Source organism: Bacillus sp. SJ-10 (assembly GCF_002843505.1).
Taxonomy (GTDB): Bacteria; Bacillota; Bacilli; order Bacillales; family Bacillaceae; genus Bacillus; species Bacillus velezensis.
This window is the reverse complement of sequence record NZ_CP025258.1, coordinates 1,947,772-1,973,420: the sequence shown is the minus strand read 5'-3', so window position 1 is coordinate 1,973,420 and position 25,649 is coordinate 1,947,772. Positions and strand designations below refer to the sequence as shown.

The 25,649-nt window shown below is 47.4% G+C and carries 26 protein-coding genes, 2 tRNA genes, 1 riboswitch and 1 other annotated feature; of the genes, 2 read left to right on the top strand and 26 right to left on the bottom strand.

Annotation, left to right across the window (positions count from 1 at the left end):
* Window positions 1–2: 2 nt before the first annotated feature.
* From leuB to ilvB, 5 genes are read right to left on the bottom strand one after another with little or no spacing between them, the layout of a single operon-like run.
* Window positions 3–1,100, bottom strand: coding sequence for a 3-isopropylmalate dehydrogenase (gene leuB / locus CXL14_RS10095; RefSeq protein ID WP_014418560.1), 1,098 nt, complete (start codon window positions 1,098–1,100; stop codon window positions 3–5).
* Window positions 1,101–1,120: 20 nt separating this feature from the next.
* Window positions 1,121–2,677, bottom strand: coding sequence for a 2-isopropylmalate synthase (locus tag CXL14_RS10090; RefSeq protein ID WP_021494398.1), 1,557 nt, complete (start codon window positions 2,675–2,677; stop codon window positions 1,121–1,123).
* On the bottom strand, window positions 2,664–3,692 hold the full coding sequence (gene ilvC / locus CXL14_RS10085) for a ketol-acid reductoisomerase (RefSeq protein ID WP_014418562.1): 1,029 nt from the start codon (window positions 3,690–3,692) through the stop codon (window positions 2,664–2,666). The genes CXL14_RS10090 and ilvC overlap by 14 nt, the downstream gene beginning before the upstream one ends.
* Window positions 3,693–3,714: 22 nt before the next feature.
* A complete protein-coding gene (gene ilvN, locus CXL14_RS10080; RefSeq protein WP_003152598.1) occupies window positions 3,715–4,233 on the bottom strand; it encodes an acetolactate synthase small subunit in 519 nt (172 codons plus the stop codon).
* The gene (gene ilvB, locus CXL14_RS10075) at window positions 4,230–5,954 is read right to left on the bottom strand and encodes an acetolactate synthase large subunit (RefSeq protein ID WP_029973362.1); all 1,725 of its coding nucleotides are present in this window, start codon (window positions 5,952–5,954) and stop codon (window positions 4,230–4,232) included. Before ilvB ends, ilvN begins: the two co-directional genes overlap by 4 nt.
* 119 nt (window positions 5,955–6,073) lie before the next feature.
* Window positions 6,074–6,325, bottom strand: a binding site (T-box leader).
* 422 nt (window positions 6,326–6,747) lie between these two features.
* On the opposite strand from ilvB, the gene CXL14_RS10070 reads away from it, so the two are divergent.
* Window positions 6,748–7,098: a hypothetical protein gene (locus tag CXL14_RS10070; protein WP_029973361.1), complete on the top strand. Its 351-nt coding sequence runs from the start codon at window positions 6,748–6,750 to the stop codon at window positions 7,096–7,098.
* 39 nt (window positions 7,099–7,137) lie between these two features.
* Here CXL14_RS10070 and CXL14_RS10065 read toward each other — a convergent pair whose 3' ends face one another.
* From CXL14_RS10065 to sdhC, 14 genes are all read right to left on the bottom strand, one after another.
* Window positions 7,138–7,323: a hypothetical protein gene (locus CXL14_RS10065; RefSeq protein WP_007408136.1), complete on the bottom strand. Its 186-nt coding sequence runs from the start codon at window positions 7,321–7,323 to the stop codon at window positions 7,138–7,140.
* A 250-nt stretch (window positions 7,324–7,573) separates the two neighbouring features.
* Window positions 7,574–7,647 (bottom strand) — tRNA-Arg (locus CXL14_RS10060).
* A 124-nt stretch (window positions 7,648–7,771) separates the two neighbouring features.
* Window positions 7,772–7,845: transfer RNA gene (locus tag CXL14_RS10055), tRNA-Arg, on the bottom strand.
* Between the two features lie 113 nt (window positions 7,846–7,958).
* Complete coding sequence (locus tag CXL14_RS10050) at window positions 7,959–8,468, bottom strand: YfcE family phosphodiesterase (protein WP_095061331.1); 510 nt, start codon at window positions 8,466–8,468, stop codon at window positions 7,959–7,961.
* A 15-nt stretch (window positions 8,469–8,483) separates the two neighbouring features.
* A complete protein-coding gene (locus CXL14_RS10045) occupies window positions 8,484–9,080 on the bottom strand; it encodes an XTP/dITP diphosphatase (protein ID WP_087920775.1) in 597 nt (198 codons plus the stop codon).
* A gap of 11 nt (window positions 9,081–9,091) precedes the next feature.
* Window positions 9,092–9,829 (bottom strand): ribonuclease PH, encoded by a 738-nt coding sequence (gene rph / locus CXL14_RS10040; RefSeq protein ID WP_007612934.1) that lies wholly within the window; start codon window positions 9,827–9,829, stop codon window positions 9,092–9,094.
* A 109-nt stretch (window positions 9,830–9,938) separates the two neighbouring features.
* Window positions 9,939–11,024 carry a GerMN domain-containing protein gene (locus CXL14_RS10035; RefSeq protein WP_014418573.1) on the bottom strand — a complete coding sequence of 362 codons (1,086 nt, stop codon included), beginning with the start codon at window positions 11,022–11,024 and terminating at the stop codon, window positions 9,939–9,941.
* A gap of 105 nt (window positions 11,025–11,129) precedes the next feature.
* On the bottom strand, window positions 11,130–11,948 hold the full coding sequence (gene racE, locus CXL14_RS10030) for a glutamate racemase (RefSeq protein WP_012118125.1): 819 nt from the start codon (window positions 11,946–11,948) through the stop codon (window positions 11,130–11,132).
* Window positions 11,949–11,955: 7 nt separating this feature from the next.
* Complete coding sequence (locus CXL14_RS10025) at window positions 11,956–12,396, bottom strand: MarR family winged helix-turn-helix transcriptional regulator (protein WP_014418574.1); 441 nt, start codon at window positions 12,394–12,396, stop codon at window positions 11,956–11,958.
* 186 nt (window positions 12,397–12,582) lie between these two features.
* Window positions 12,583–12,807, bottom strand: a complete 225-nt coding sequence (gerE, locus tag CXL14_RS10020; protein ID WP_003152579.1) for a spore germination transcription factor GerE — start codon at window positions 12,805–12,807, stop codon at window positions 12,583–12,585.
* A 120-nt stretch (window positions 12,808–12,927) separates the two neighbouring features.
* Window positions 12,928–13,365 (bottom strand): acyl-CoA thioesterase, encoded by a 438-nt coding sequence (locus CXL14_RS10015; protein ID WP_012118126.1) that lies wholly within the window; start codon window positions 13,363–13,365, stop codon window positions 12,928–12,930.
* A 59-nt stretch (window positions 13,366–13,424) separates the two neighbouring features.
* Window positions 13,425–14,183: a succinate dehydrogenase iron-sulfur subunit gene (gene sdhB, locus CXL14_RS10010; RefSeq protein WP_003152575.1), complete on the bottom strand. Its 759-nt coding sequence runs from the start codon at window positions 14,181–14,183 to the stop codon at window positions 13,425–13,427.
* A 2-nt stretch (window positions 14,184–14,185) separates the two neighbouring features.
* Complete coding sequence (sdhA, locus tag CXL14_RS10005; RefSeq protein ID WP_003152573.1) at window positions 14,186–15,946, bottom strand: succinate dehydrogenase flavoprotein subunit; 1,761 nt, start codon at window positions 15,944–15,946, stop codon at window positions 14,186–14,188.
* Between the two features lie 33 nt (window positions 15,947–15,979).
* A complete protein-coding gene (gene sdhC / locus CXL14_RS10000; RefSeq protein WP_003152571.1) occupies window positions 15,980–16,588 on the bottom strand; it encodes a succinate dehydrogenase cytochrome B558 in 609 nt (202 codons plus the stop codon).
* Between the two features lie 296 nt (window positions 16,589–16,884).
* Between sdhC and CXL14_RS09995 the strand changes: the two genes are divergently transcribed.
* Window positions 16,885–17,331, top strand: a complete 447-nt coding sequence (locus CXL14_RS09995) for a YslB family protein (RefSeq protein ID WP_007612940.1) — start codon at window positions 16,885–16,887, stop codon at window positions 17,329–17,331.
* A gap of 46 nt (window positions 17,332–17,377) precedes the next feature.
* Here the strand turns inward: CXL14_RS09995 and CXL14_RS09990 are convergent, their stop codons facing one another.
* From CXL14_RS09990 to CXL14_RS09955, 7 genes are all read right to left on the bottom strand, one after another.
* A complete protein-coding gene (locus tag CXL14_RS09990) occupies window positions 17,378–18,607 on the bottom strand; it encodes an aspartate kinase (RefSeq protein WP_014418576.1) in 1,230 nt (409 codons plus the stop codon).
* A gap of 125 nt (window positions 18,608–18,732) precedes the next feature.
* Window positions 18,733–18,912: riboswitch (Lysine riboswitch) on the bottom strand.
* Window positions 18,913–18,973: 61 nt separating this feature from the next.
* Window positions 18,974–20,746 carry an excinuclease ABC subunit UvrC gene (uvrC, locus tag CXL14_RS09980; RefSeq protein WP_017418307.1) on the bottom strand — a complete coding sequence of 591 codons (1,773 nt, stop codon included), beginning with the start codon at window positions 20,744–20,746 and terminating at the stop codon, window positions 18,974–18,976.
* A gap of 142 nt (window positions 20,747–20,888) precedes the next feature.
* On the bottom strand, window positions 20,889–21,203 hold the full coding sequence (trxA, locus tag CXL14_RS09975) for a thioredoxin (protein ID WP_003152560.1): 315 nt from the start codon (window positions 21,201–21,203) through the stop codon (window positions 20,889–20,891).
* Window positions 21,204–21,356: 153 nt separating this feature from the next.
* Entirely contained in the window at window positions 21,357–22,847 is a 1,491-nt protein-coding gene (locus tag CXL14_RS09970) for an alpha-N-arabinofuranosidase (protein WP_014418579.1), read from the bottom strand.
* A gap of 213 nt (window positions 22,848–23,060) precedes the next feature.
* Window positions 23,061–24,038, bottom strand: a complete 978-nt coding sequence (locus CXL14_RS09965) for an electron transfer flavoprotein subunit alpha/FixB family protein (RefSeq protein WP_014418580.1) — start codon at window positions 24,036–24,038, stop codon at window positions 23,061–23,063.
* Window positions 24,039–24,069: 31 nt separating this feature from the next.
* Window positions 24,070–24,843: an electron transfer flavoprotein subunit beta/FixA family protein gene (locus CXL14_RS09960; protein WP_007408121.1), complete on the bottom strand. Its 774-nt coding sequence runs from the start codon at window positions 24,841–24,843 to the stop codon at window positions 24,070–24,072.
* Window positions 24,844–24,856: 13 nt separating this feature from the next.
* On the bottom strand, window positions 24,857–25,636 hold the full coding sequence (locus CXL14_RS09955) for an enoyl-CoA hydratase (protein WP_014418582.1): 780 nt from the start codon (window positions 25,634–25,636) through the stop codon (window positions 24,857–24,859).
* Between the last annotated feature and the right edge of the window lie 13 nt (window positions 25,637–25,649).

Sequence of the window (25,649 nt, the reverse complement as noted above, 5' to 3'; positions counted from 1 at the left end):
CGTCACACTATAGATTTTGTATTCGAGCCGGCTAATGCGGCTTTTACTTTTTCAGTAATGTCATGCGTTCCGGCATATTGGCCGTCCCGGGCGATATCACGTGTACGGCTGCCGTCTGCAAGCACCTTTGCGACCGCCTTTTCCACCGCCTGAGCTTCGTTTTCAAGTCCGAAAGATGTTCTCAAAAGCATCGCCGCTGATAAAATCGCCGCAAACGGATTGGCCATCCCTTTACCGGCGATGTCAGGCGCAGATCCATGCACGGGTTCAAACAAGTGAAGACCTGAACTTGATAAACTGGCTGACGGCAGCATGCCGAGCGAGCCTGTCAGCATGGAGGCTTCATCGCTTAAAATATCGCCGAACATATTCTCAGTTACGATGACGTCAAACTGGCTCGGAGCATAGATGAGCTGCATCGCGGCATTATCGACAAGCATATGTTCAAGCGTCACATCAGGAAATTCTTTTGCGATTTCATCCGCTGTTTCCCGCCATAGCCTGCTTGAAGAAAGCACATTCGCCTTATCGACGGACGTCACTTTTCCTTTTCTGCCGGCAGCCATCTTAAAGGCTTCTCTTACAACGCGTTCGATTTCTTCTTTCTTATAAAAAAGGGTATCGACCGCTTCCTTTTCTCCCGCTTCATTGACATACTGTCTGCTCGGTTCTCCGAAGTAGAGGCCGCCCGTCAGTTCCCTGACGATTACAAAGTCGACGCCGCTGATATATTCTTTTTTCAGCGGAGACGCCTCAGACAGGCTTTCAAATACGGTCACGGGACGCAGATTGGCAAACAGGCCGAGTTTTTTTCTGATGCCAAGCAGGCCTTTTTCCGGTCTGAGCTCTGGAGGATTTTGGTCCCATTTCGGCCCGCCGACTGCCCCGAGCAGGATGGCGTCGGATCTTTCACAAAGAGCCACCGTCTCCTCAGGAAGGGGGTTTTGATGGGCGTCAATAGCCGCTCCCCCGATCAGCCCGTTTTCAAATTCAAATTCATGTCCGAATTGTTCGGCAACGCTTTTCAATACATCTGCCGCTGATTCCGCCACTTCCGGTCCGATTCCGTCACCGGGCAGCAAAGCAATGCGTTTTTTCAAATCAAACGTTCTCCTTTCTATTACGAGCCGACCGCAGTCTGTCTCTTTAATCCGTCTAAATTGCAATCCAGCACCAACTGCCGGTTCACGGCGTTCAGATAAGCTTTAGCAGAAGCTTCCAGAACATCCTGCGCGATTCCCCGCCCTGATGTTTCTTTTCCGTTCACGGTCACTCTGACAAAAACTTGAGCCAGCGCGTCTTCGCCTTTCCGGTTGGATTGGATGCGGTAGTCTGTCAGTTCAATATTTTTATCGATGCAGCGCCCGAGCGTATTATAAACGGCTTCTACGCTGCCCGCCCCCGTTGCCGCCTCTTGAATCAGCTGTTCGTTTTCCTGATTTTTTAAAGAGACTGTTGCAGTCGGCACCTGAGACGTCCCGTAATGCACTTGCAGAGACAAAAATTCATAGCCGATTTTTTTGTCCGTCACTTTTTCTTCTAAAATAAGAGAAATCAAGTCATCATCGGTGATTTCTTTTTTCTTTTCGGTCAGTTCTTTAAACATCGTAAAAAATTTATTGATTTCCTCACTATCAAACTGGAATCCAAGCGCATTCAGGCGGTCTTTGAACGCATGGCGTCCGGAATGCTTTCCGAGTACGAGCGCATCAGCAGTCACGCCGACAAGTTCCGGTGAAATGATTTCATATGTTGATTTTTCTTTCAGGAAACCGTCTTGGTGAATGCCGGACTCATGTGCGAAAGCGTTATCTCCGACGATTGCTTTATTGCGGGGAACGGCCATGCCCGTCAGTTTGCTGACAAGATCACTCGTCCGCTTCAATTCATGAAGATTGAGGGATGAATCGGCTTGATGCGCGTCATTTCTGACATGAAGCGCAACGGCGATTTCCTCTAGCGCGGCGTTCCCGGCTCTTTCTCCTATGCCGTTAATGGCGCATTCAATTTGATCTGCGCCGTTCTCAATTGCCGAAAGTGAGTTGGCAACCGCCATTCCGAGATCATCGTGGCAATGGGCTGAAAGCTTTACCCGGCCGATATTCGGAACGTGTTCCTTCATATATTTAAAGATGTTTCCGTATTCAGCCGGCGTCAGGTAACCTACAGTGTCCGGCAGGTTGATGACGCTCGCGCCGGCATCAATCACTTTTTCTACGATTTCAGCCAGAAACGGAAGTTCGGTGCGGCATGCGTCTTCTGCTGACCATTGAACGATCGGAAAGCGTTCTTTTGCATACTTCACCATTTCAACCGCTTTTTCCTTAACCTCTTCCCGCGTCATTTTCAGCTTATGCTTCAGATGAATGTCAGAGGTGGCGATAAAGATGTGAATCCGCGGGCTGGCCCCGTCTTTCAGCGCTTCCCAGGCTGCGTCGATGTCACCTTTGACAGATCGGGCAAGCCCTGTTACCGAACAATTTTTAATCGTTCTTGCGATTTCCTGCACGGCTAAAAAATCACCTCGGGATGAAGCGGGAAATCCCGCTTCAATAATGTCCACCCCGAGTCTTTCAAGCTGCTTGGCTATCGCCAGTTTCTCCCGGGAATTGAGGTTGACCCCGGGGGATTGTTCACCGTCACGAAGGGTCGTGTCGAAAACATTAATTTTGCGCAACGGAGACCACCGCTTCCTTCTTTTTGCCTTGTTTGACAAACGGCATCATTTCACGAAGCTGTCTGCCGACCTTTTCAATCTGATGCTCGTTTTCACTTGCATTGATCGCATTGAAACGAGGACGGTTCACTTGGTTTTCCACGATCCATTCTTTTGCGAATGTACCGTTTTGAATATCCGTTAATACTTGTTTCATCGATTCTTTTACCTTCGCATCGACTACGCGCGGTCCTGATACAAAGTCTCCCCATTGAGCCGTATCGGAGATAGAGTATCTCATGCCCGCCAATCCTTCTTCATACATCAAGTCTACGATCAACTTCAGTTCGTGCAGACACTCGAAGTATGCGAGTTCAGGCTGGTAGCCGGCTTCTGTCAGCGTTTCAAAACCCGCTTTGACAAGCGCTGTTAAACCTCCGCACAGAACAGCCTGCTCACCGAACAAATCCGTTTCCGTTTCTTCCTTAAATGTTGTTTCAAGAACGCCCGCACGCGCTCCGCCGATTCCTTTTGCATAAGCAAGAGCCGTATCTTTCGCTTCGCCTGATACATCCTGGTAGATGGCAAACAATGCCGGTACGCCCGCGCCTTGTTCATATGTTCTTCTGACAAGGTGTCCAGGTCCTTTAGGGGCGACAAGGAATACATCCACATCAGCAGGAGGCACGATCTGATGGAAATGGACGTTAAATCCGTGTGCGAATACCAATGACTTGCCCGCCGTCAATTCATCTTTGATTTCAGATTCATATACTTTTTGCTGCTGTTCATCCGGAAGAAGAACCATAATGATATCAGCCTGGGCAGCCGCTTCTCTTACCGAAAAGACTTTATGACCGTCTTCTTGGGCCTGTGTAAATGATTTGCCTTGTCTGACGCCGACAATGACATCAATTCCGCTTTCTTTTAAGTTCAGCGCGTGTGCATGACCTTGTGAACCGTAACCGATAATCGCTACTTTTTTACCTGCCAATACGTTCTCTTTGATATCACCGTTATAATATACTTTTACCATTTTAATCTCTCCCTTTTTTGTGTTATACAATTGAAATTGTTTTATTGGATGACGCCTTCTGCTGGGTTCCCCTCGCAAAAGCCGTTGTGCCCGTTCTCGCGATTTCTTTAATTCCGTAAGGTTTGAGAAGCTCTATGAGCGCTTCGATTTTATTAGATTCGCCGGTAACCTGAACGACGATGCTGTCTCTTGAGACATCAACGACGGAAGCTCTGAACGGCTCAATGATTCCATTGATTTCCGTTCTGGCCGACGGTGCGGAAACAACTTTGATTAATGCCAGCTCACGCTGTACAATTGATTGGTTTGTAATATCCGTCACTTTCAGGACGTCAATTTGTTTGTTAAGCTGCTTTGTCAGCTGCTCTACGTCATTTTCGCCTTCCACATGGACGACAAATGTAATCCTTGAAACACCGCTTGTTTCCGTGTGGCCTACAGTGATGCTTTCGATATTATAGTGTCTTTTTGTAAACAGGCCGGTGATCCGGTTTAATACTCCCGAGCGGTTGACCACCGTTAATGTGATAATGCGTTTCAAGGTTTCACCCCCACCATTTCATGAAGTCCTTTACCCGGCGCAATCATCGGGAATACTTTCTCGCTTTTGGCGACCCGGACGTCAATAACGGCCGGTTCTTTTGATGAAAGCGCCTTTTTAAGCTCTTCTTCCGCCTCTTCTTCCGATGAAATCCGGACGCCTTTAATGCCGTAGGCTTCTGACAATTTGACAAAGTCAGGCTGCGCCGAGAATTTGGATTCAGAGTAGCGTTCTTCATAGAAGATTTCCTGCCACTGTCTGACCATGCCCAGACATTCGTTGTTCAAGATAACCACTTTGACAGGAAGATTCAGCTGCCGGATGACATCTAATTCCTGAAGGGTCATCTGAAAACCGCCGTCTCCGAGGATGGCAACGACCGTGGCGTTACGATCGGCCAGCTGCGCTCCGATAGCCGCCGGAAGGCCGAAGCCCATTGTGCCGAGCCCCCCCGAGGTCACCCACTTATCAGCCTTTCGGAAAGGATAAAACTGAGCCGCCCACATCTGGTGCTGGCCGACATCCGTCGCCACAATCGCCTCTCCGTTTGTGAATTGGTGAATATACTCAATCAGCTTTTGGGGTTTCAAGCCCTCTTCTCTGTTGTCTGTATACCAAAGCGGATATTCTTCTTGCCATTCTGAAAGCTGCTGTTTCCATTCCTCTGTTTGTCCCTGTTTTCCGTTTTGCTTCAATAATTCCTGAAGGACGATTTTACTGTCGCCGACCACCGGAATCTGCGTTTCGATAATTTTTCCGATTTCAGCAGGATCAATATCGATATGCGCTACTTTGGCCGATTTTGCAAAATGCTTCAGATTTCCGGTCACGCGATCATCGAACCGCGCTCCGATGCTGATCAACAAGTCACAGTGGTAAAGCGCCATATTCGCTGTGTATGTGCCGTGCATCCCCGCCATTCCCAGAAAAAGAGGATGGTCTGCCGGGAAACCGCCCAGACCGAGAAGCGTGTGGGCTACCGGTATTTGCTGCTGTTCGGCATAATTTTTTAAATCTTCTGAAGCTTTACCGTGCAAAACACCCGCTCCGGCTAAAATAACCGGCTTTTTCGCACTGCTGACAGCTTCCACGAGCTTTCGGATCTGCAGATAGTTAGGCTCTTTTACCGGCTGATAACCCGGAAGGCTGATCTCGTGATCATATCTGAACTCTCCTTCAAATGCTGCGACATCCTTCGGTATATCAATTAATACCGGGCCCGGTCTTCCCGTCGTGGCGATATGGAAAGCCTCTTTAATCACACGGGGGAGATCTTCCGGACGGCGGACTTGGTAGCTGTGTTTCGTAATCGGCATCGTAATTCCTAAAATGTCGGCTTCCTGGAAAGCGTCGCTGCCGATGACCGAAGTGGCCACCTGCCCGGTAAATACTACGAGCGGCAGTGAATCAATCATCGCATCCGCAAGACCGGTAACTAAATTTGTCGCGCCGGGTCCTGAGGTTGCAATCACAACCCCCGGCTTTCCGGAGATTCGCGCATACCCTTCTGCCGCGTGAATCGCGCCTTGCTCGTGGCGGGGCAGGATGTGGACCAGCCCTGATTGATACAGTTTATCGTAAATCGGAAGGACGGCTCCCCCCGGATAGCCGAAGATCATCTCGACATTTTCTTTCTTTAATGATTCAATCAGCATCAGAGCCCCGTTCATTGTTTTTGTACAATCGGCAGACAAAGAATCCGCCTGTACATTTGTGCCCATTTTCAGTTCCTCCTTTTCAATGTTCCCTTCTAAAATCCAATTCATAAAACGCAGCGCCGGCTGACGCAAATAAAAAAGCCTTCCCACCCACATTCAGCCAAGCATTTCATGCGATAGCCAAAAGGGGCGAAAAGGCTTTGCTCTCCGCGGTACCACCCTTGTTTACGGTCATATGCAGACCGTCTCATGGATAATGATTATCCGTTTTGATAACGAGTAAACATTGCGTTCACTCGGCCGAGTCCTACTCTTTACATTTCAGACCGGCACTCTGAGGGGAGTTCACTTTGATTTGTTTTACCGGCTCTCAGCGTTACCGGCTCTCTGTGAAAAACTTCAGCAAAGCTACTTATCCTCTTCTGCGCTTTTTATTATGGCAGCTCTTTTATTAAAAAAGAACCTTCATTTGTTTGTTTTTTCAGTGTTTTATGATTTTTCTTTTTAGCGTGAATCATTTATTTATTTTTGTTTGAACTCATATTACGCCCGTTTGCAGACAGTGTCAACAGCATTTTTATAATTATTAGACAATTTAGATTAATCAATCTACTTTGTATACGCTTTCATTACTGGTACAAAGGGATCTGTAAATATTAAAAGTTTTTATCATTTTTTTATTAATCTCTCAAGATTACATGAAATTTTTCCGTTCATATACGAATATGTCACATTTTATTACACGATTTTTCTCTGTCCTTCCGGCATGCTTGTCAGATATTCCGTTCGATTGAACAGGCTCTTTATACAGACATACGCATACACTGTTCTTATCTCGTAAGAAATGAGTGATGTCATGAATAAGATGTTATCAGGCATGCAGGGCCTGCCTCCCGGATTTCCGCCTTTACCGGTCTTACCGCCGCAGTCTTATTATCCTCCGGCCCCGATGCATACAGCACCATATCAAGGTGACCCTTCTTTTCAGCAGGGATTCCCGTCATCCGGATACGGACAGCAGACCCCGCAAAGCACGCTGTCATTCGCCGGACAGCAATTCGTCCCATACCCTTATACATCCGGGTACTACGGCCAATCCTTCAGTGACGTCGGCGGAAGCCTCGGCGCCGGGGCACATCCCGGCGCGCTCGGGGGCGGTTTCAGCGGCCATGCCGGGGGCTTCAGCGCTCCGAGCGGATTCAGATGATACAAAAACCGGTCTCACACGGCCGGTTTCTTTTCTTATTCACAGAGTATAACGGTCATTCCATTGATTCATTTCCTGCTCCGTATAGTAATCAGCCCTTGAAACCTCAACAATGATTAAACCGCATTGAGTGATTAAAAATTGCTTCAGTTCCTCAAACAGCTCGTCTTTTCCGCAAAAGATCGTTTCTATATTGTGATTTTTATATGCAAATGCGTACTTCAAAAGCTAATTCCTCCTGCTGTCTTTCTATCAATTATTGACAAAACGCATGATAGAAATTAGATAATTTATCACTCAAGGGCGCCTTAAGTATCTTTATACATATATTTATTACGGTAAATATTACATTAAGTTTCATTTATATTAAAATTACTTTACAATTTTCATCAAATACGGAACTTTTGTTTCGTAAAATTAAAAATAAAATACAAAAAAACCTCAAACCCATTGTCAGGGCTTGAGGTTTTTTATACGTCCCAGGAGAGATTCGAACTCCCGACCGACGGCTTAGAAGGCCGTTGCTCTATCCGGCTGAGCTACTGGGACATGAAAATCAAATTGTTCTGCTGATCATTTTACCATGATATCAGCGAATTGACAATATAGTCATCCGATAAAAAAGGCCAGCGGCATCAGTTTTCAATCTGATGTCACCAGCTCTTTTTTTGTACGTCCCAGGAGAGATTCGAACTCCCGACCGACGGCTTAGAAGGCCGTTGCTCTATCCAGCTGAGCTACTGGGACAGCTTTTGCTTTATGTATCAGCGACAAGATTTATTATATACAGGTTCAAATCATAAGTCAATATTTTTTTAAAAACTTTTGATGGGGAAGAATGAAATCTCCCCCATCACTTGTTAAAAACTGATTGTATGCCCCAAGTCCTTCAATTCCCGACCCGTTTCGTCGTAAAATGTCACGGCGCCTTCTCTTTCTGTAAGAGTAAGAATGGCATAGCTTTTCACATTGCGGACTCTCGGAAGACGGATGCTGCCCGGATTAATCAAAAGCTTGCCCCGAAGCTCTTCACTCCCAGCAATATGTGAATGGCCGAAGCAGACGATATCCGCCCCAAGCTCTTCCGCCCGGTAAAAAACAGTTAAAAGTGACTGTTTAATGCCGTGAAGATGCCCGTGAACGGCCAGAATTTTCTTTGAACCGGCGTCCAGAAGGAGTTCATCCTGAAACCCGCCGCCAAAGTCGCAATTGCCTTTTACCGTGTGATACGGCGTAAGCGCCGGATGTGCGGCGTCAAGCTCTGAATCACCGCAATGAATCATCAGATCCGCTTCGTCTTCGTGCCGCTTTGCAATCGTCTCCAGCTCATCTTCAAGGCCGTGACTGTCACTTATTATCAGCACTTTCATTGCATACGCTCCCCCTTATGAATCAAGCAGCTTTGACAGTTTCTTGAGCGCCTCAGCCCTGTGGCTGATTTTGTTTTTCTCAGCGCTTGTCAGCTGGGCCATGGTTTTATCTTTATCTTTTACAATAAAAATGGGATCATAGCCGAACCCGTTATCCCCCTCGGGTCCTTCCGCAATATACCCTTCAACATGACCTTCGACCGTTTTTGTTTCCTGCCCCGGCATGCTGACGGCAAGGGCGCAGCGGAAACGGGCCGTGCGCTGCTCTTTTTCGATGCCTTTTAATTCTGACAGCACCTTGTCCATATTCGCCTTATCATCTTTTGCTTCTCCGGCATAACGGGCTGAATAAACGCCCGGTCTGCCTCCAAGGTTGTCCACCGATAAACCGGAGTCGTCTGCAATGACCATTTTGTTTACGGCTTTTGCCACGGCTTCCGCTTTTAAGATGGCGTTTTCTTCAAAGGTATGTCCGGTTTCCTCAATTTCTTCCGTAAATCCGATTTCCGCCAAAGAAGAGACGCTGTAGCCTTTCGGTTCGAGTATTTCCTTGAATTCTTTCACTTTTCCCTGATTGTGTGTCGCAATAATGGCTTCTTTCACGGTGATCAGGCCTCTCTTTCTTATTTCAGTTCAGGCAATGTTTCTCCCAGCACTTCTTTTTGCTTTTGAATAAGCGTCTGGATTCCTTTTTCGGCAAGGCTTAACAGTCCGTTTAAATCTTCACGGGAGAATGTGGCTTCTTCGCCCGTCCCTTGAAGCTCTACAAAACGTCCGCTTCCCGTCATGATAATATTCATGTCGACTTCAGCCGCCGAATCCTCTTCATAATTCAGATCCAAAAGAAGGCCTTCTTCTTTATCCATCCCGACAGAAATGGCCGCGAGATAATCTGTCACAGGAGAGGTTTTGATAACGCCGCTTTTTACGAGTTTGCCGATCGCAATGGCCATTGCCAAGAAGGCGCCCGTAATGGAAGCCGTTCTTGTTCCGCCGTCAGCTTGAATGACGTCACAGTCGATCCAAATCGTGCGTTCGCCGAGCTTCTCCAAATCAACGACGGCCCGGAGCGCGCGCCCGATCAGTCGCTGAATTTCCATCGTTCTGCCGGAGACCTTTCCTTTTGAAGATTCTCTTATCGTTCTTTGATTCGTCGCGCGGGGAAGCATGCTGTATTCCGCTGTGATCCAGCCTTTTCCTCCGCCGCGTAAAAATGGCGGCACCCGGTCTTCCACAGATGCATTACAGATGACCTTCGTATTTCCCGCTGTAATTAAAACAGAGCCTTCCGGGTGAGTGATAAAATCCAAATCAAATGTGATAGGGCGCAGCTCATCGTGCTGTCTTCCGTCGTGTCTCATATTTTACCTCCGATTATATGTACATAAACCTTTTGTTCCGGATTGTGAATAAAGAAAGAGGCAGCCGGAACGCTAACCTCTTTTTTACTAGTATATCAAAAATCGCAAATTAAAAACTACCCGTATTCACTTGTGACGGCCTCGAAACAGGTTTTGAAAGGGATTCTCCTTTTTCATTCACCAGTTCTGATTTTCCATTTACTTTTATAGAAACACTTTTGATCGACGGCTGTTCGGTTAACGTGAGAACGATGCTGTCCAGTACGCCCGATGATACCATTTTTGTTTTTTCGTCGGCGCTTCCGTAAATAGAGCTGTTAAAGTCCAGTGTAACCTGGCCGTCTTTCACTTTCGGCTTGCTGAGAAGCTTAACATCGTTATTAAAGTCCGTCAAAAGCCCGCTTGCTTTGCCCGGTCCGTCAGCGAGCTGTTCAACGGCAGCGGTGATGTCATTTGTTTCCGAATTGTCAATCCGCTTTGTGACAGGCACGTAGTATTCGCTTGTCTCTGTTTCCGCCAGATAATATACAGTCAGCGGATGGGTGTCTGTCAGATCATTCACTCCGGCCGTTTCAATATTAATCCCGTCTTTTCTGCTTAAGTCGCCCGTAATCGGCGTGCCGCCCACAGGCATTTCTTTCAGCTCGTGCCCGTTGATTCTGATTTTGACTTTATCTATTGAGCTGAATTGGGTAAGCGTCCATGTAATCGATTGCAGGATTTTTTGTTCGTCTTCTTTTTTATAGTTTTTAAATTCCTTCGAAAAATCAGCGACGGCAGTGCCGTCTTTTTTAATATCAACATTTACCGTCGTATCCGCAGGGAGCACCGCTCTGAAGCCGTTCGGCAGGATTTCTGACACAGGCCCTCCCTGAACCAAATACTCAAGGGCCTGCTTTGCGGTTCCCTCACTGTTCGGAAGAGGCAGTGTCTGTGCTGCGACATAGCCGTTTTTATCAATCAGATACAGCTCTCGCATGACTGTATTGGCCGGCTGGTCGGCTTTAGAAGTGCCGTTTTTCTCTGACTGCTTTGGTTTTGCCTGAATTCCGGCTTCATCCTTTACATATGAAATGTCTTGAGGCGGGTCAATTTCCCCGGCTGTTTTATCGGATTGAAACAAACCGCATCCAGATAACACAAAAGCCGAAGTAAGACATGTTGCAGCAATGACTGCAGGTCCTTTTTTCAGCATACTTTTCCCTCCTAAGGCTGTTTGTACTATGATGTATACGAGCCCTGTCCGGGAAATAGACCGGGAAGCGCAAAAAAACCCGCCGTAACAAGCGGGTTTTTTGATTTATTTTCTGACCGGCTCTTGAAGGGAGATGCACTCGACATGGCCGATTTCGTGGCCGAACCAGTCTTCGGCAATTTTTGCGAAGCCGTTCCGCTCTCCCGTTGTAAGAAATTGATGCTCCGGTGCATGTTTCGATTGGTTTAACAAACCTTTATAAGACAAGATGGTGCTCACTTCTCTCGCCGTCTCGTCTCCGGAGGAAATGATTTTCACATGCTCCCCCATATAGTTCTGAATCGGATCTTTTAAAATCGGATAATGCGTACATCCTAAAATCAAGGTGTCAATTGATGTACCTTTTAAAGGCTCAAGCGATGCTTCAACCGCTTCCTCCGCTGATTCCTGAAGAAACCGTCCGCTTTCCACAAACGGCACGAGCAGCGGACAAGCCGTGTTCTCAACTTGAAGTTCTGCGTTTAACCCGAGCAGCGCCTGCTCATACGCTCTGCTTTTAATGGTATTGACCGTGCCGATGACGCCGATATGCTGGTTTTTCGTGACCTTTATCGCCGTTCTCGCACCCGGCTGAATGACGCCGACAACCGGAATATCCGTTTTGCGCTGAATATCCTCCAAGGCAATGGCCGTGGCCGTATTGCAGGCGATCACGAGCATTTTGATATGGTGGTTTTCCAGCAGGTAATCGGTCATTTCCCACGTGTATTGAAGAACTTCTTCTTCAGGACGCGGGCCGTACGGGCAGCGTTTTGTATCTCCCACATAGATGATATTTTCCTTCGGTAGCTGTCTCATGATTTCCTTAGCAACGGTTAACCCGCCAACCCCGGAATCAATGACTCCTATCGGCTGTTCCAACAAAATCGCCTCATTTTCTTTTCATTTCATGCTGCAGTTTCAATAATGATTTTTCGAAAGCGGCTGTTTCTTCTTCGGAAAATGTCGCAAACATATCCCGCAAATAAGCCTGTCTTTTCAAAATCACTTCTTGGATAATGCGCTCTCCTTCAGCGAGAAGATGAATTCTGACGACCCGTCTGTCAGCCGGGTCTTTGACCCGCTCGACAAGCTTATTTTTTTCCATGCGGTCTATCAGATCCGTCGTCGTGCTGCAAGCCAAATACATTTTGGCTGATAATTCGCCTATTGTCATATCCCCCAATTCATAAAGCCATTGAAGCCCCACGAATTGCGGCGGTGTAATTGCATATTGGTTAAGGATTTCTCTTCCTTTTTGTTTAATGATCGCAGCGATATGGCGGAGTGATTTTTCGATATCCGCAACATGCTCTACAGATTTTGATGTCATTTGTCCATCCCTCACTCAAGGATCTTTCTGGGCTATGCGCTCCGTGTCTATTTTCCTTCTTTTTTTAAGAAAATGCAAGACTGACGGAGAAAAAGGAAAAACCGGGATTTTCACCGCATGCCCATCAGCCCGGGCGCCAACGCAAATAACCGGCTCCTTCTCGAAAAGAAGGAAAACCGGCAAGAATCAGAGCTCTAGCTCACCCATTCTAAGAAGCTCGACAACAGCTTGCGAACGCCCTTTCACACCTAACTTCTGCATGGCATTTGAAATGTGATTCCGTACAGTTTTTTCACTGATAAATAGCTCGCTTGCAATTTCCTTTGTTGTCTTGTCTTGAACGAGCAATTCGAATACTTCTCTTTCTCTTTTGGTCAGCAGCGGCTTTGATTGAAAATCTTTCTCCTTCAAGTATTGTAACCCTCCTTGCTAAGGTGAGAGCGAATCTGAAACGAATGGGTTTATATAGTCAAGATATCATATGTAAAGGGCGCTTCGGAGGTGACGTCTCTTAGAGAAATAGTTATCCGTTCAGGCGAGCAGAATGCCTTTCTCCCGCTCCGTCCAGCTGACCGCTTTGCCGCTTTTCTTCGACACTTGAACCATAACGACGGAACCTGTAAAGCACGGCAGGCCCGACTCATTTTCTCCAAGGTAATGAAGGGTGACGGACGCATTTCCGGCAGCGCTTGCTTTCACATAAATCCGCAGATTTTCATACGGCATCACCTGACGCATATAGTCGCACTGCTGGCTTGCGACGACCGTCATCGTTTCCGAGTTTTGCGCCGTTATGCCCCGCTGTTTAAAATAAGCGATCCGTGCTTCTTCAAAATAGATGAAAGGGGTTACATTATTCATATGGCCGAACATATCCGTTTCTGAAAAACGAACCGATACTTCAGTAAAGAAAGAAAACGACTGTCTCCATTCTTCAAACGGAATATCAATATATTGCGGTTGTTTCATCATCTTCAGCTCCTTATAAAAAAACCTCTCCCGTACGGAAGAGGCTCTTTTTCTCTTTCTTATACTCTGTCGCTTCCGAAGAAATTACGGAATGCTTGTAAATTGGTATCTCTGTTCAAAGCGGCGATTGAAGTCGTAAGCGGAATGCCTTTCGGGCAGGATTGCACACAGTTTTGTGAATTCCCGCAATCTCCAAGGCCGCCGTCTGTCATTAACGCTTCTAAACGTTCTGCTTTGTTCATCGCGCCCGTCGGATGGGCGTTAAACAGACGCACTTGCGACATCGGGGCAGGCCCCATGAATTTCGACTTGCTGTTGACGTTCGGGCAGGCTTCGAGGCAGACGCCGCATGTCATGCATTTAGACAATTCATATGCCCACTGGCGGCGTTTTTCCGGCATTCTCGGCCCCGGCCCCAAATCGTAAGTTCCGTCAATCGGCACCCATGCTTTCACTTTTTTCAGTGAATCAAACATTCTGCTGCGGTCAACCTGAAGGTCACGGACAACCGGGAATGTTTTCATCGGCTTCAGACGGATCGGCTGTTCCAGCTTATCAATCAGCGCCGTACATGACTGGCGCGGTCTCCCGTTGATGACCATGGAGCAGGCGCCGCATACTTCTTCAAGACAGTTCATGTCCCATGCGACCGGAGTGGTTTTCTCTCCTTTTGCATTCACGGGATTTCTGCGGATTTCCATCAGGGCAGAAATCACGTTCAGATTCGGGCGGTAATTGATTTCGAATTCTTCATCGTATGGCGCGCTTTCGGGCGTATCCTGACGTGTAATGATAAACCGTATCTTTTTCTCACTCATGATTATTTCGCCACCTTCTTCTTCGAGTAGTCGCGTTTACGGGGCGCAATCAGTGATACATCGACATCCTGATATTCAAATTCCGGAGCTTCAAACGGACCGGCATGTTTAGCCATCGTCGTTTTGAGCCACTCATCGTCATTTCTTTCAGGGAAATCCGGTTTATAGTGCGCTCCCCGGCTTTCATTTCGGTTATATGCGCCGAGCGTGATGACTCTGGCAAGCTGAAGCATATTGGAGAACTGGCGGGTGAACATCGCCCCTTGGTTGCTCCATTTTGTCGTATCGTTGATATTGATTTTCTTAAAGCGTTCCATCAGCTCTTGGATCTTGTCATCCGTTTTCAAAAGCTTGTCGTTGTGGCGGACCACCGTGACGTTGGCCGTCATCCACTCTCCGAGCTCACGGTGAAGCACGTAGGCATTTTCGTCGCCGTCCATCTTCATAATATCGGCCCATTTTTCTTCTTCTTTTTTCACATAGGAATCAAATAATGAAGAAGACAGGTCTTCCGCTGATGTTTCAAGTCCGGAAACATATTTCACCGCATTCGGTCCGGCCACCATTCCTCCGTAGATGGCGGAAAGCAGAGAGTTCGCCCCTAAACGGTTTCCTCCGTGCATTGAATAATCACATTCACCCGCTGCGAACAGTCCGCGGATGCTTGTCATCTGATCATAATCAACCCACAGTCCGCCCATTGAATAGTGAACGGCAGGGAAAATTTTCATCGGAAGCTTGCGCGGGTCATCGCCCATGAATTTTTCATAGATTTCGATAATGCCGCCAAGCTTAACGTCAAGCTCTTTCGGATCTTTGTGCGACAGATCGAGATACACCATGTTTTCTCCGTTGATGCCGAGTTTCTGATTCACACACACGTCAAAGATTTCACGTGTCGCAATATCCCGCGGCACGAGGTTTCCGTAAGCCGGATATTTTTCCTCAAGGAAGTACCAAGGTTTTCCGTCTTTGTACGTCCAGACTCTTCCGCCCTCGCCGCGTGCCGATTCACTCATCAGACGCAGTTTATCGTCCCCCGGGATTGCTGTCGGGTGAATTTGGATAAATTCGCCGTTTGCATAATAAGCGCCCTGCTGATAAACGATTGATGCGGCAGATCCCGTGTTGATCATGCTGTTTGTTGATTTTCCGAATACGATTCCGGGTCCTCCCGTCGCCATAATAACGGCGTCAGAACGGAATGACTCGATTTGCATATTGGTCAGATTTTGGGCTACGATACCGCGGCACGTGCGCTCATCGTCAAGAACGGCGCCGAGGAATTCCCAGCCTTCGTATTTTGTGACGAGACCCGCCACTTCATATCTGCGCACCTGCTCGTCCAGTGCGTAAAGAAGCTGCTGACCCGTCGTCGCTCCCGCGTATGCGGTTCTGTGATGCTGTGTACCCCCGAAACGGCGGAAGTCCAAAAGCCCTTCCGGCGTTCTGTTAAACATAACCCCCATGCGGTCCAATAAGTGGATAATGGACGGCGCCGCTTCACACATCGCTTTTACAGGAGGCTGGTTTGCCAAAAAGTCGCCTCCGTATACCGTGTCATCAAAATGCTCAAACGGAGAGTCTCCTTCCCCTTTTGTGTTGACAGCTCCGTTTATCCCGCCCTGCGCGCAGACCGAGTGAGAGCGTTTGACCGGAACGATGGAAAACAATTTAACGGCCGTGCCTGATTCCGCTGCTTTAATTGTCGCCATGAGGCCGGCAAGACCCCCGCCGACTACGATAATGCTTGATTGACTCATGATAGCCCCTCTCCCTCTAGTAATCTAGTTCTCTTACACAAACGCAAAAATCGCTTTTAAACCTACGTATGAAAGCGCTAAAAATATAATCAGCGTCACGTAAGTCGAAATTCTTTGAGAACGCGGCGTGACCGTGATCCCCCATGTGACCGCAAAAGACCATAAGCCGTTTGAAAAGTGAAAAATGACCGATAAAACGCCTACAATGTAAAAGCCGAGCATAAACGGCGAGCTCAGAATATTCGCCATCATATCGAAGTTGACTTCAGCGCCCATCTGCGCGGCAATCCGCGTCTGCCACACATGCCAGCTGACGAAAATAAGGGTGAGAATACCAGTGACACGCTGAAGCACAAACATCCAGTTTCTGAAATAACTGTAGTGGCCAGCGTTGTTTTTCGCAGTAAATGCTATGTACACACCGTAAACCGCATGATAAATTAAAGGTAAGAAAATAATAAAAATTTCTAACGCATACCTGAACGGCAGACTGTCCATAAAGCCGGCCGCCTTGTTAAACGCATCCGCTCCCCTTGCGGCAAATTGGTTGACGACTAAATGCTGGATCAAAAAGATGCCGACCGGAATAACACCGAGCAAGGAATGCAATCTTCGAAAATAAAACTCTCTGTTCCCAGACATTACTTTACCCCCTGTTTGATTTAAGTGCGAAATGTACTAAAATCTCTGCCCCCACTTCGTTTCAATTGTAAGCACTTTATTAAAATTTATTGACAATTTCATTTTACTCCTCCCTCAAAAGGGCGTCAAGAAAACGTGTACATAAATTATAATTTTCGGAATTGATTATCTGGAGGGAAAATTTTATTTTCCTGCGATATCTTTCTCACATTTTTTCGCTTGTTTTATAGGATCATCCTGTAATCCTCCCCCCTGTTTAAGCTATAATAAACGAAGGAGAGAGGGGAATACATAATATGAAGAATAATTATGAAGCAGCTTTAGAACCTTTAACTGAACTCGACGTCAGCGCATACGGCTACGAATTAATCCGGGAAATCGTGCTTCCGGATATCCTCGGCCCGGAACATTCATCGATGATGTATTGGGCGGGAAAACGCCTCGCCCGCAAATTTCCTCTTCAATCGTGGGAAGAAATCCCCGCCTTTTTTGAAAAAGCCGGCTGGGGAACTTTGACAAACGCAGGATCAAAAAAACAAGAACTGGAATTTGAACTGGAAGGACCGCTCGTATCCAGCAGGCTCAAACATCAGAAAGAGCCTTGTTTTCAGCTTGAAGCCGGTTTTATAGCCGAACAGATTCAATTGATGAACGATCAGATTGCAGAATCTTATGAACAGGTAAAAAAGAGAGCGGATAAAGTCGTCCTGACCGTAAAATGGGATATGAAGGACCCTGTATAATTGAAAAAAGGCGGTGACTCCAAGTCCCGCCTTTTTGCCTGCCCGTTTATACGGCAGACGGCTGTTTAGAAAGCTCAAACGCATCATGAAGCGCTTCGACCGCTTTCACCATATCATTTTCGCTGACAACCGCTGATACTTTTATTTCAGATGTGCTCACCATTTTGACTTGTACATTTTTTTCCGCCAGTACGGCAAACATGTCCGCGGCGACGCCGGGATTTGAAACCATGCCCGACCCGACAATAGAGACTTTCGCCAGTTTTCTTTCGGTTTCAATTTTTTCATAGTCAAGCGCGTTTTTATATTCTTCAAGCACGGCGACCGTTTGCGCGGCATCTTCCGTTTTCACTGAGAAAGAAATATCCGCTTCCCCATCGTCCGACTGTGTCTGAATAATAATGTCAACGTTGATGTTTCGTTTTGCCAGCGCGGTGAAGATTGTTGAAAGTGTTGTCAGTCCGCTTGCAAGACCCGTAACGGACACCCTTGTGATCTGGTCTTCAAATGCAATTCCTCTGACGATTAAATTCTGCTCCATTGATGATTCCTCCTCAATTAATGTTCCCGCTTCATGCTCTGTGCTTGACCGCACTTCCAAAGGCACTTGGTAGTTTTTCGCGAACTCAACCGCCCGCGGGTGAAGAACACCCGCTCCTAGATTTGCAAGCTCCAGCATTTCATCATAAGAAATTCCCGCCAGTTTTCTCGCTGACCGGACATACCGCGGATCTGTCGTAAATACGCCCGGAACATCTGTATAAATGTCGCATTTATCCGCTTCCAGCGCTGCTGCAAGAGCGACCGCCGTCGTATCGGAACCGCCCCGTCCGAGCGTCGTGATGCCGCCGTCTTCCGTTACACCCTGAAAACCGGCAACGACTGTGATTTTGCCTTCTGCAAGCTGCGAACGAATCGCCGTAATATCAATATCCGTAATTCTCGCATTACCGTGAACGGCTTCCGTGCGGACACCCGCCTGCCAGCCCGTATAAGAGACGGCGCCATATCCTTTTTCCTGAAGCGCCATGGCCAAAAGGGAAATCGTGACCTGCTCTCCCGTTGACAAAAGCATATCCATCTCGCGTCTGCTTGGTTCAGATGTGATTTCAGCCGCGAGGTTAACGAGCGCGTCGGTTGATTTTCCCATTGCCGAAACGACGACTACGATATCATGGCCTTTTTGCTTTTCAGCAATGGCGCGATTTGCAGCATTTTGAATTTTTTCGGCAGAGCCGACGGAAGTGCCTCCGAATTTTTGTACGATAAGACCCATACTAGACCACCCTTTACATTTTGGTTCGTGCGGGTGAGGAGAAAAGAGCGTTTTGTCCACAATAAAAAAAGCAATGAGAGGAATAGCTCTCATTGCTTTTTCATATCATTACGATTGATTATGAACAACGAGATAGCCCTCCAAGAAAATGAATTCTTGACAGCCTTACATTTATTTAATGCAAGGCCAGCGAATCACACCGATGGGATGTGATACACTTCGGCGACGCTCCCCTTTCAGCCTTTTTCGCAGAATCCATCATTCTCCAAAGGCTTACTATTGAAGTTCGCACCTCTATCTTCACCATATAACACGATCTTATGAAATTAGTTCACATTCTAGCAGATTTTTCAGAAAAGCACAATACTATTTTTTCAATTTTTCAAACAGCAGCTGGGCCGCCGCGGCCGGCACACCGGCTTTTTTGATATCGTCAAGGCTTGCTTCCTTCATCTTTTTGACAGATCCGAAATGTTTTAAGAGCATTTTTTTGCGTTTTTCGCCGATTCCGGGGATATCATCCAGAACGGATTGAAAGACGCTTTTTCCCCGGATCTGTCTGTGAAAGCTGATCGCAAAACGGTGAACTTCGTCCTGAATACGCTGAAGCAGGTAAAACTCTTGGCTGTTCCGCTCCAGAAACACCGGTTCAAGCGGGTCGCCGATCAAAAGGTTCGATGTTCGGTGTTTATCATCTTTCGCCAATCCCGCTACCGGGACATCAAGGCCGAGCTCATTCTCGAGCACGTCGCGCGCCGCGTTAATCTGCCCTTTTCCGCCGTCAATGATGATTAAATCCGGCAGCGGAAGATTTTCGCGGAGCACCCTCGTGTACCTTCTTCTGACGACTTCCCTCATTGAGCCGTAATCATCCGGCCCTGTTACGGTTTTAATTTTATATTTGCGGTATTCCTTTTTATTCGGTTTTCCGTCAATAAAGACAATCATGGCCGATACGGGGTTTGTGCCTTGAATATTGGAGTTGTCAAACGCTTCAATCCGATGCGGCGTGTAAATATTCAGCGCTTCGCCGAGCCGTTCGGCTGCACCGATCGACCGTTCCTCATCCCGCTCGATTAACGAGAATTTTTCCCGCAGAGCAATTTTCGCATTTTTGTGCGCAAGCAAAAGCAGCTCTTTTTTCGGGCCTTTTTTCGGCTGATGCACGGCGGTTTCCAACAGCTCGCTGATCATGTCCCTGTCAACGCTGTCAGGCACCAGAATTTCCTTAGGCAGAAAGTGATTGTTTTTGGAATAGAACTGGCCGATGAAGGTCAGGAATTCTTCATCCGCTTCCTGATACATCGGAAACATGCTGACGTCGCGTTCGATCAGTTTTCCTTGGCGAATGAAAAAGACTTGGACGCACATCCAGCCTTTATCGTAGGCATATGCAAACACATCGCGGTCCAGAAGGTCATTCATGGTCATTTTTTGCTTCTCCATCGTCGATTCGATGTGAACAAGCTGGTCGCGGAATTCTTTAGCCCGTTCAAATTCAAGCTTTTCCGCCGCTTCTGCCATTTTCGCTTCGAGCTCTTTTTTGATTTCGTTATGCCCTCCCTTTAAAAAACGGGTGATGTCTTCAACAATCTCGCGGTTTGTCTCCTCAGATATATCCTTTACACATGGGGCGAGGCATTGTCCGAGATGATAATAAAGACAGACGCGGTCCGGAAGCTTTGAGCATTTCCTGAGCGGGTAAAGGCGGTCCAACAGTTTTTTCGTTTCCCGCGCCGCCTGCACATTCGGATACGGGCCGAAATAGCGTCCTTTGTCTTTTTTGACATTCCGGGTGACAATCAGCCGCGGATGGCGTTCATGGGTGATTTTAATAAAGGGATAGGTTTTATCATCTTTCAGCATGACATTGTATTTCGGATCGTATTTTTTAATCAGATTCATTTCCAAAATAAGCGCTTCAAGATTGGAGGAAGTCACGATATATTCAAAGTCCTCAATCTCCGTCACAAGCCGTTGGGTTTTTGCGTCGTGAGAACCGGTGAAATAAGATCGCACCCTGTTTTTCAAGACTTTCGCTTTCCCCACGTAGATGACTGTTTTTTGACGGTCTTTCATTAAATAACAGCCCGGCTGATCGGGAAGGAGGGCCAGCTTTTCTTTCAGTTGTTTATTCATACGTTACCCTTCCTTACATTCATTTCTCGTGTCCATTCAGTGTATCACGAACATTTGTTTTTCTCCATTTTCAGCTTTTGGAAGATCAAAAAAGGCGATTCCCTTTCAAAGGAATCGCCCTGCCGTAACGGAAGCTTTCGGCTTACAGATGTTTGTTTACAAGCTCTTCAAGAGCTTCTTTCGGTTTGAAACCGACAGATGTTTCAACGACTTCTCCGTCTTTTAACACGAGAAGTGTCGGGATGCTCATGACGCCGTATTTACCGGCAGTTTCTTGGTTTTCATCCACGTCGATTTTGACGATTTTCAGTTTGTCTCCCATTTCTTGATCAAGCTCTTCAAGAACGGGCGCGATCATTTTACAAGGTCCGCACCAAGGAGCCCAGAAATCAGCCAATACGACACCTTCACTTGTTTCAGCTGAGAACGATTGATCAGTTGCTTTTACGATAGCCATTTTGTTATTCCTCCAATTGTCAAATGATGATTTTTAGTATAGCATCTCCCATTCGTTCATGCTAATTTAATGCTTATATTATTTTCTCCCGATCCCGCCGGAAATAATCTTATTTATACAGTGTATTATAACCGGGCGGCGGGCGTTCAAAACTTAAGATGGACCCGCAGGCAGCGTGATTAATACAATCGCCATCGGAGGAAGCTCCGCCTCAAGTTTTCCGCTCTTTTGAGTAAACCCGGAAAACGGCTTCGGTTTGACGTTTTCCGGACTGCTGAATGTATTATGGGCATTCATTTTTTCCGCGTGCAGAATCGTTCCCGAAGGCTTCCCTGTCTTTTTCATGCCCCGCAGTTCAATCTTCACATCAGCTTTTTGCAGATGATCGATATTGCAAATGCTGATATGTATGTCTCCGTTTTGCTGTTTGGACGCTGAAATGCTGACTTGCGGGAGCCGGCCGTCATTCCATTCGTACCCGGCTGCTTTTGTTTCTGTCGCCAAAAAAGAAGCGTCCTGATGCACTTTAAACATATCAAACACATGATACGTCGGCGTCAACAGCATTTCTTTCCCTTTTGTCAGGATCATTGCCTGAAGCACGTTGACGGTTTGCGCGATATTGGCCATCTGTACGCGGTCTGCGTGCTGATGAAAAATATGAAAATGCGTGGCGGCGACAAGGGCGTCGCGGATCGTATTCTGCTGATACAGAAAGCCCGGATTCGTGCCCGGCTCAGGATCAAGCCACGTGCCCCATTCATCAATGATCAGCCCGACTCTTTTTTCGGGATCGTACTGATCCATGATGGCACTGTGCCTTGTGATCAATTCATCCATATGCGCCGCTTTTTTCATCGTGGTGAACCATTCATCTTCCGTAAACTCCGTCGCTGATCCTTTCCCCTTCCAGAAGTCGCCCGGTATTGTGTAATAATGCAGGCTCAGCCCGTCCATGAGATCAGCGGCTTTTTTCATTAAAGTTTCAGTCCAGCGGTAATCGTCGACATTCGCGCCGCCGGCAATTTTATAGATTTCATTGCCGCTGTAATTACGGACATAGGTTTGAAAGTTTCTGTAAAGGTCGGCATAATAGTCAGGATGCATGTTTCCGCCGCAGCCCCAGTTCTCATTTCCTATTCCGAAATATTTCAGCTTCCACGGTTTTTCCCGCCCGTTTTCTTTTCTCCAGTCGGACATCGGCGTGCCCGCTTCAAACGTCATGTATTCAATCCAATCAGCCATTTCTTTAACCGTTCCGCTGCCGACGTTTCCGGCGATGTACGGTTCGCAGCCGAGCAGTTCACAAAGCATCATAAACTCGTGCGTGCCGAATTCATTGGAATCAATCGTCCCGCCCCAATGGGTATTCAGCATGGTTTTGCGTTTCCCTACGCCGTTTGCCCAATGGTATTCATCAGCAAAACAGCCGCCCGGCCATCTGAGGACGGGAATCTGAAGCTGTTTGAGGGCGGCGGCAACATCCGTCCTGACCCCGCCGGTATTCGGAATATCGGAATCTTTTCCGACCCAGATGCCCTCATATATGCCTCTTCCCAGGTGTTCCGCGAAATGTCCGTATATGTTTTTATTAATGGTTCCCCGTGTGATATCAGTTTGAATGACTGCCGTATTGTGAGACAAACTTGATCATTCCTTTCCCTTAATAAGAATGAAAGCACTACAGCCGATCTATGTATCTGGAATGCATGCTGAATGGATAAGTTTGTAAGCGCTTTACAAAAGCTTATTACATTGGTTCGTACATGTCAATCTATTGTTTTATTAATCTATAATTTGTACGAACCAATTAACACAAATCAAAACCCTCTGACAAATTAAGCCAGAGGGTTTTGATTATGAATGAATATTGGCATTTTTAAATTCCTGGGTCAGAAGCGGAACCACTTCGAACAAATCGCCGACAATTCCGTAGTCCGCTATTTTAAATATTTCCGCTTCCGGGTCTTTGTTAATGGCAACAATGACCTTACTGTTTGACATGCCCGCCAAGTGCTGAATCGCTCCGGAAATGCCGCAGGCGATATACAAATCCGGCGTGACGACTTTTCCCGTCTGGCCGATTTGAAGAGAATAATCGCAATAGTCCGCGTCACACGCGCCGCGTGAAGCGCCCACCGCTGCTCCGAGCACCTCGGCAAGTTCTTTTAACGGTTCAAACCCATCTTTGCTTTTTACACCGCGGCCGCCTGCTACGATAATTTTCGCTTCTGATAAATCCACGCCGTCCGCCGTTTTTTTGACTACTTCTTCAATGACTGTCCGCAAATCTGCCGGAGGCGCCGCAAGCTCTTCAATATCACCCGTCCGGTTCGCTTCTTTTTCTAATGCCTGAATATTATTCGGCCGAATTGTCGCCAAAATGAAAGGATCGGTTGAAATCACCTGTTCAAAGGCTTTTCCCGAATAAATCGGTCTTGTAAAAACGATGTTGTCTCCGGTAACGCTTACATCCGTGCTGTCTGAAATCAGCCCCGTTTCAAACCGGGCCGCAAGCTTAGGCGACAAATCTTTTCCCATAGAAGTGTGGCCGAAAATGACCGCATCAGGCTTTTCATTTTCGATCAAATCCCCGAGAACCGCGGCATATCCGTCCGCCGTATACTGAGAAAGCCCCGGCGCATCGGCCGTAAATACTTTGTCGGCGCCGTACTGAATGAGTTCTGATGCTGCATCAGCCGCGCCTTTTCCCATCAGCACGCCGATGACATCTCCTCCGCCGGAAATGGTTTTGCCTGCGGCTATGGCTTCAAAGGTGACGTTCCGTAAGGCGCCGTCACGAATTTCTCCGAGTACGATCACTTTTTTTCCCATTCTGACATCCCCCAGTTTCTTTAATATCGGTTTATACGACTTTGGCTTCTTTTCTCAGCAGTGACACAAGCTCTTTCGCCTGCTCAGCGGCTTCTCCTTCGATCAGTCTGCCCGCTTCTTTTTGCGGCGGCAGAAAACGTTCGATCGTTTTGAGCTTCGGTGCGGCATCATCTTCATCAATATCGAGATCATCGAGCTCAAGTTCTTCCAGCGGTTTTTTCTTCGCCTTCATAATGCCCGGAAGCGACGGATAGCGCGGCTCGTTTAAGCCTTGCTGTGCCGTGATGACTAAAGGAAGTGAGGTTTTAATGATTTCGGTATCCCCTTCGTTGTCTTTCTCTGCCACAGCTTCATCGCCGCTGATTGTCAGTTTTGTAATCGTTGTGACGCAAGGAATGTTCAGCAGTTCGGCAAGCCTTGGAGCCACTTGGCCGGAACCGCCGTCAATCGCGACATTTCCTCCGAGAATCAGATCATATTCCCGATCCTTGAAATAATGATATAAGATAGTTGAAATGGAGTATTGGTCAGGATCGCTCAGATCATCTTCAATATTGATTAACACCGCCTGGTCACAGCCCATCGCAAGGGCGGTTCTCAGTTCTTTCTCCGCATCTTCTCCGCCGACGGTTACAGCGGTAACGGTTCCGCCGTGCTCTTCTTTCAGCTGAATGGCTTCTTCAATGGCGTATTCATCATACGGATTAATGATAAATTCGGCTCCGTCCTCCTGAATCTTTCCTGCTTCAATGACGATTTTCTCTTCTGTGTCAAACGTCCGTTTCATCAGTACAAATAGATTCATAATCTTATCCCCTTTATCTTCGCCCACCGAATTGAGGCTTTCTTTTTTCGAGAAATGCCTGAATGCCTTCTTTTGCGTCATCTGATGCAAATGCTTCCCCAAAGCGCTTTGCTTCAAGCTTTAAGCCGCCGTCATAAGAATAGATCTTGTTTGAATAAAGGAGCTCAAGCAGAGAAGCCATCGACTGCGGGCTTTTTTCCGCAAACTTGCCCGCGAGCGTTTTCGCTTTTTGCAGCAGCTCTTCCTCATGTTCGGCGCCTATCGTGACAAGGCCGAGGCTGAGCGCTTCTTCTCCGGTCACAGGTTCTGAAGTGCCGATCATTTCAAGCGCTTTCGCCGTACCGACGTACCGGGGAAGCCGCTGCGTCCCGGCAAAGCCCGGAATAATGCCGAGATTCAGCTCGGGCAGGCCGAGCTTTGCATCCAATGTAGCGATTCTGATATGGCAGGCCATGGCTAGCTCAAGACCGCCGCCGAACGCAGCGCCGTGAATCGCTGCGATAACGGGCTTCGGAAACCCTTCAATTCTTTCCATCAGCTGCTGGCCTTTATCCGCCATGGCAGAAGATTGCTCAAGATTTTCAAGCGACGTAAATTCCTTTATATCGGCGCCCGCCGAGAAAAATTTTCCCTCACCGCGAATAATGATACTTCTGACGCTGTCATCTGTTTCACACCGGTCGAACAGACCGGACAACTCATCTAAAACCGCACCGGACAGCGCGTTGGCCGGCTGATGATTAATGGTGATCACCGCAACAGATTGTTCTACCGCCATCGAAAGGCTGTTCATCCGTCAACCCCCT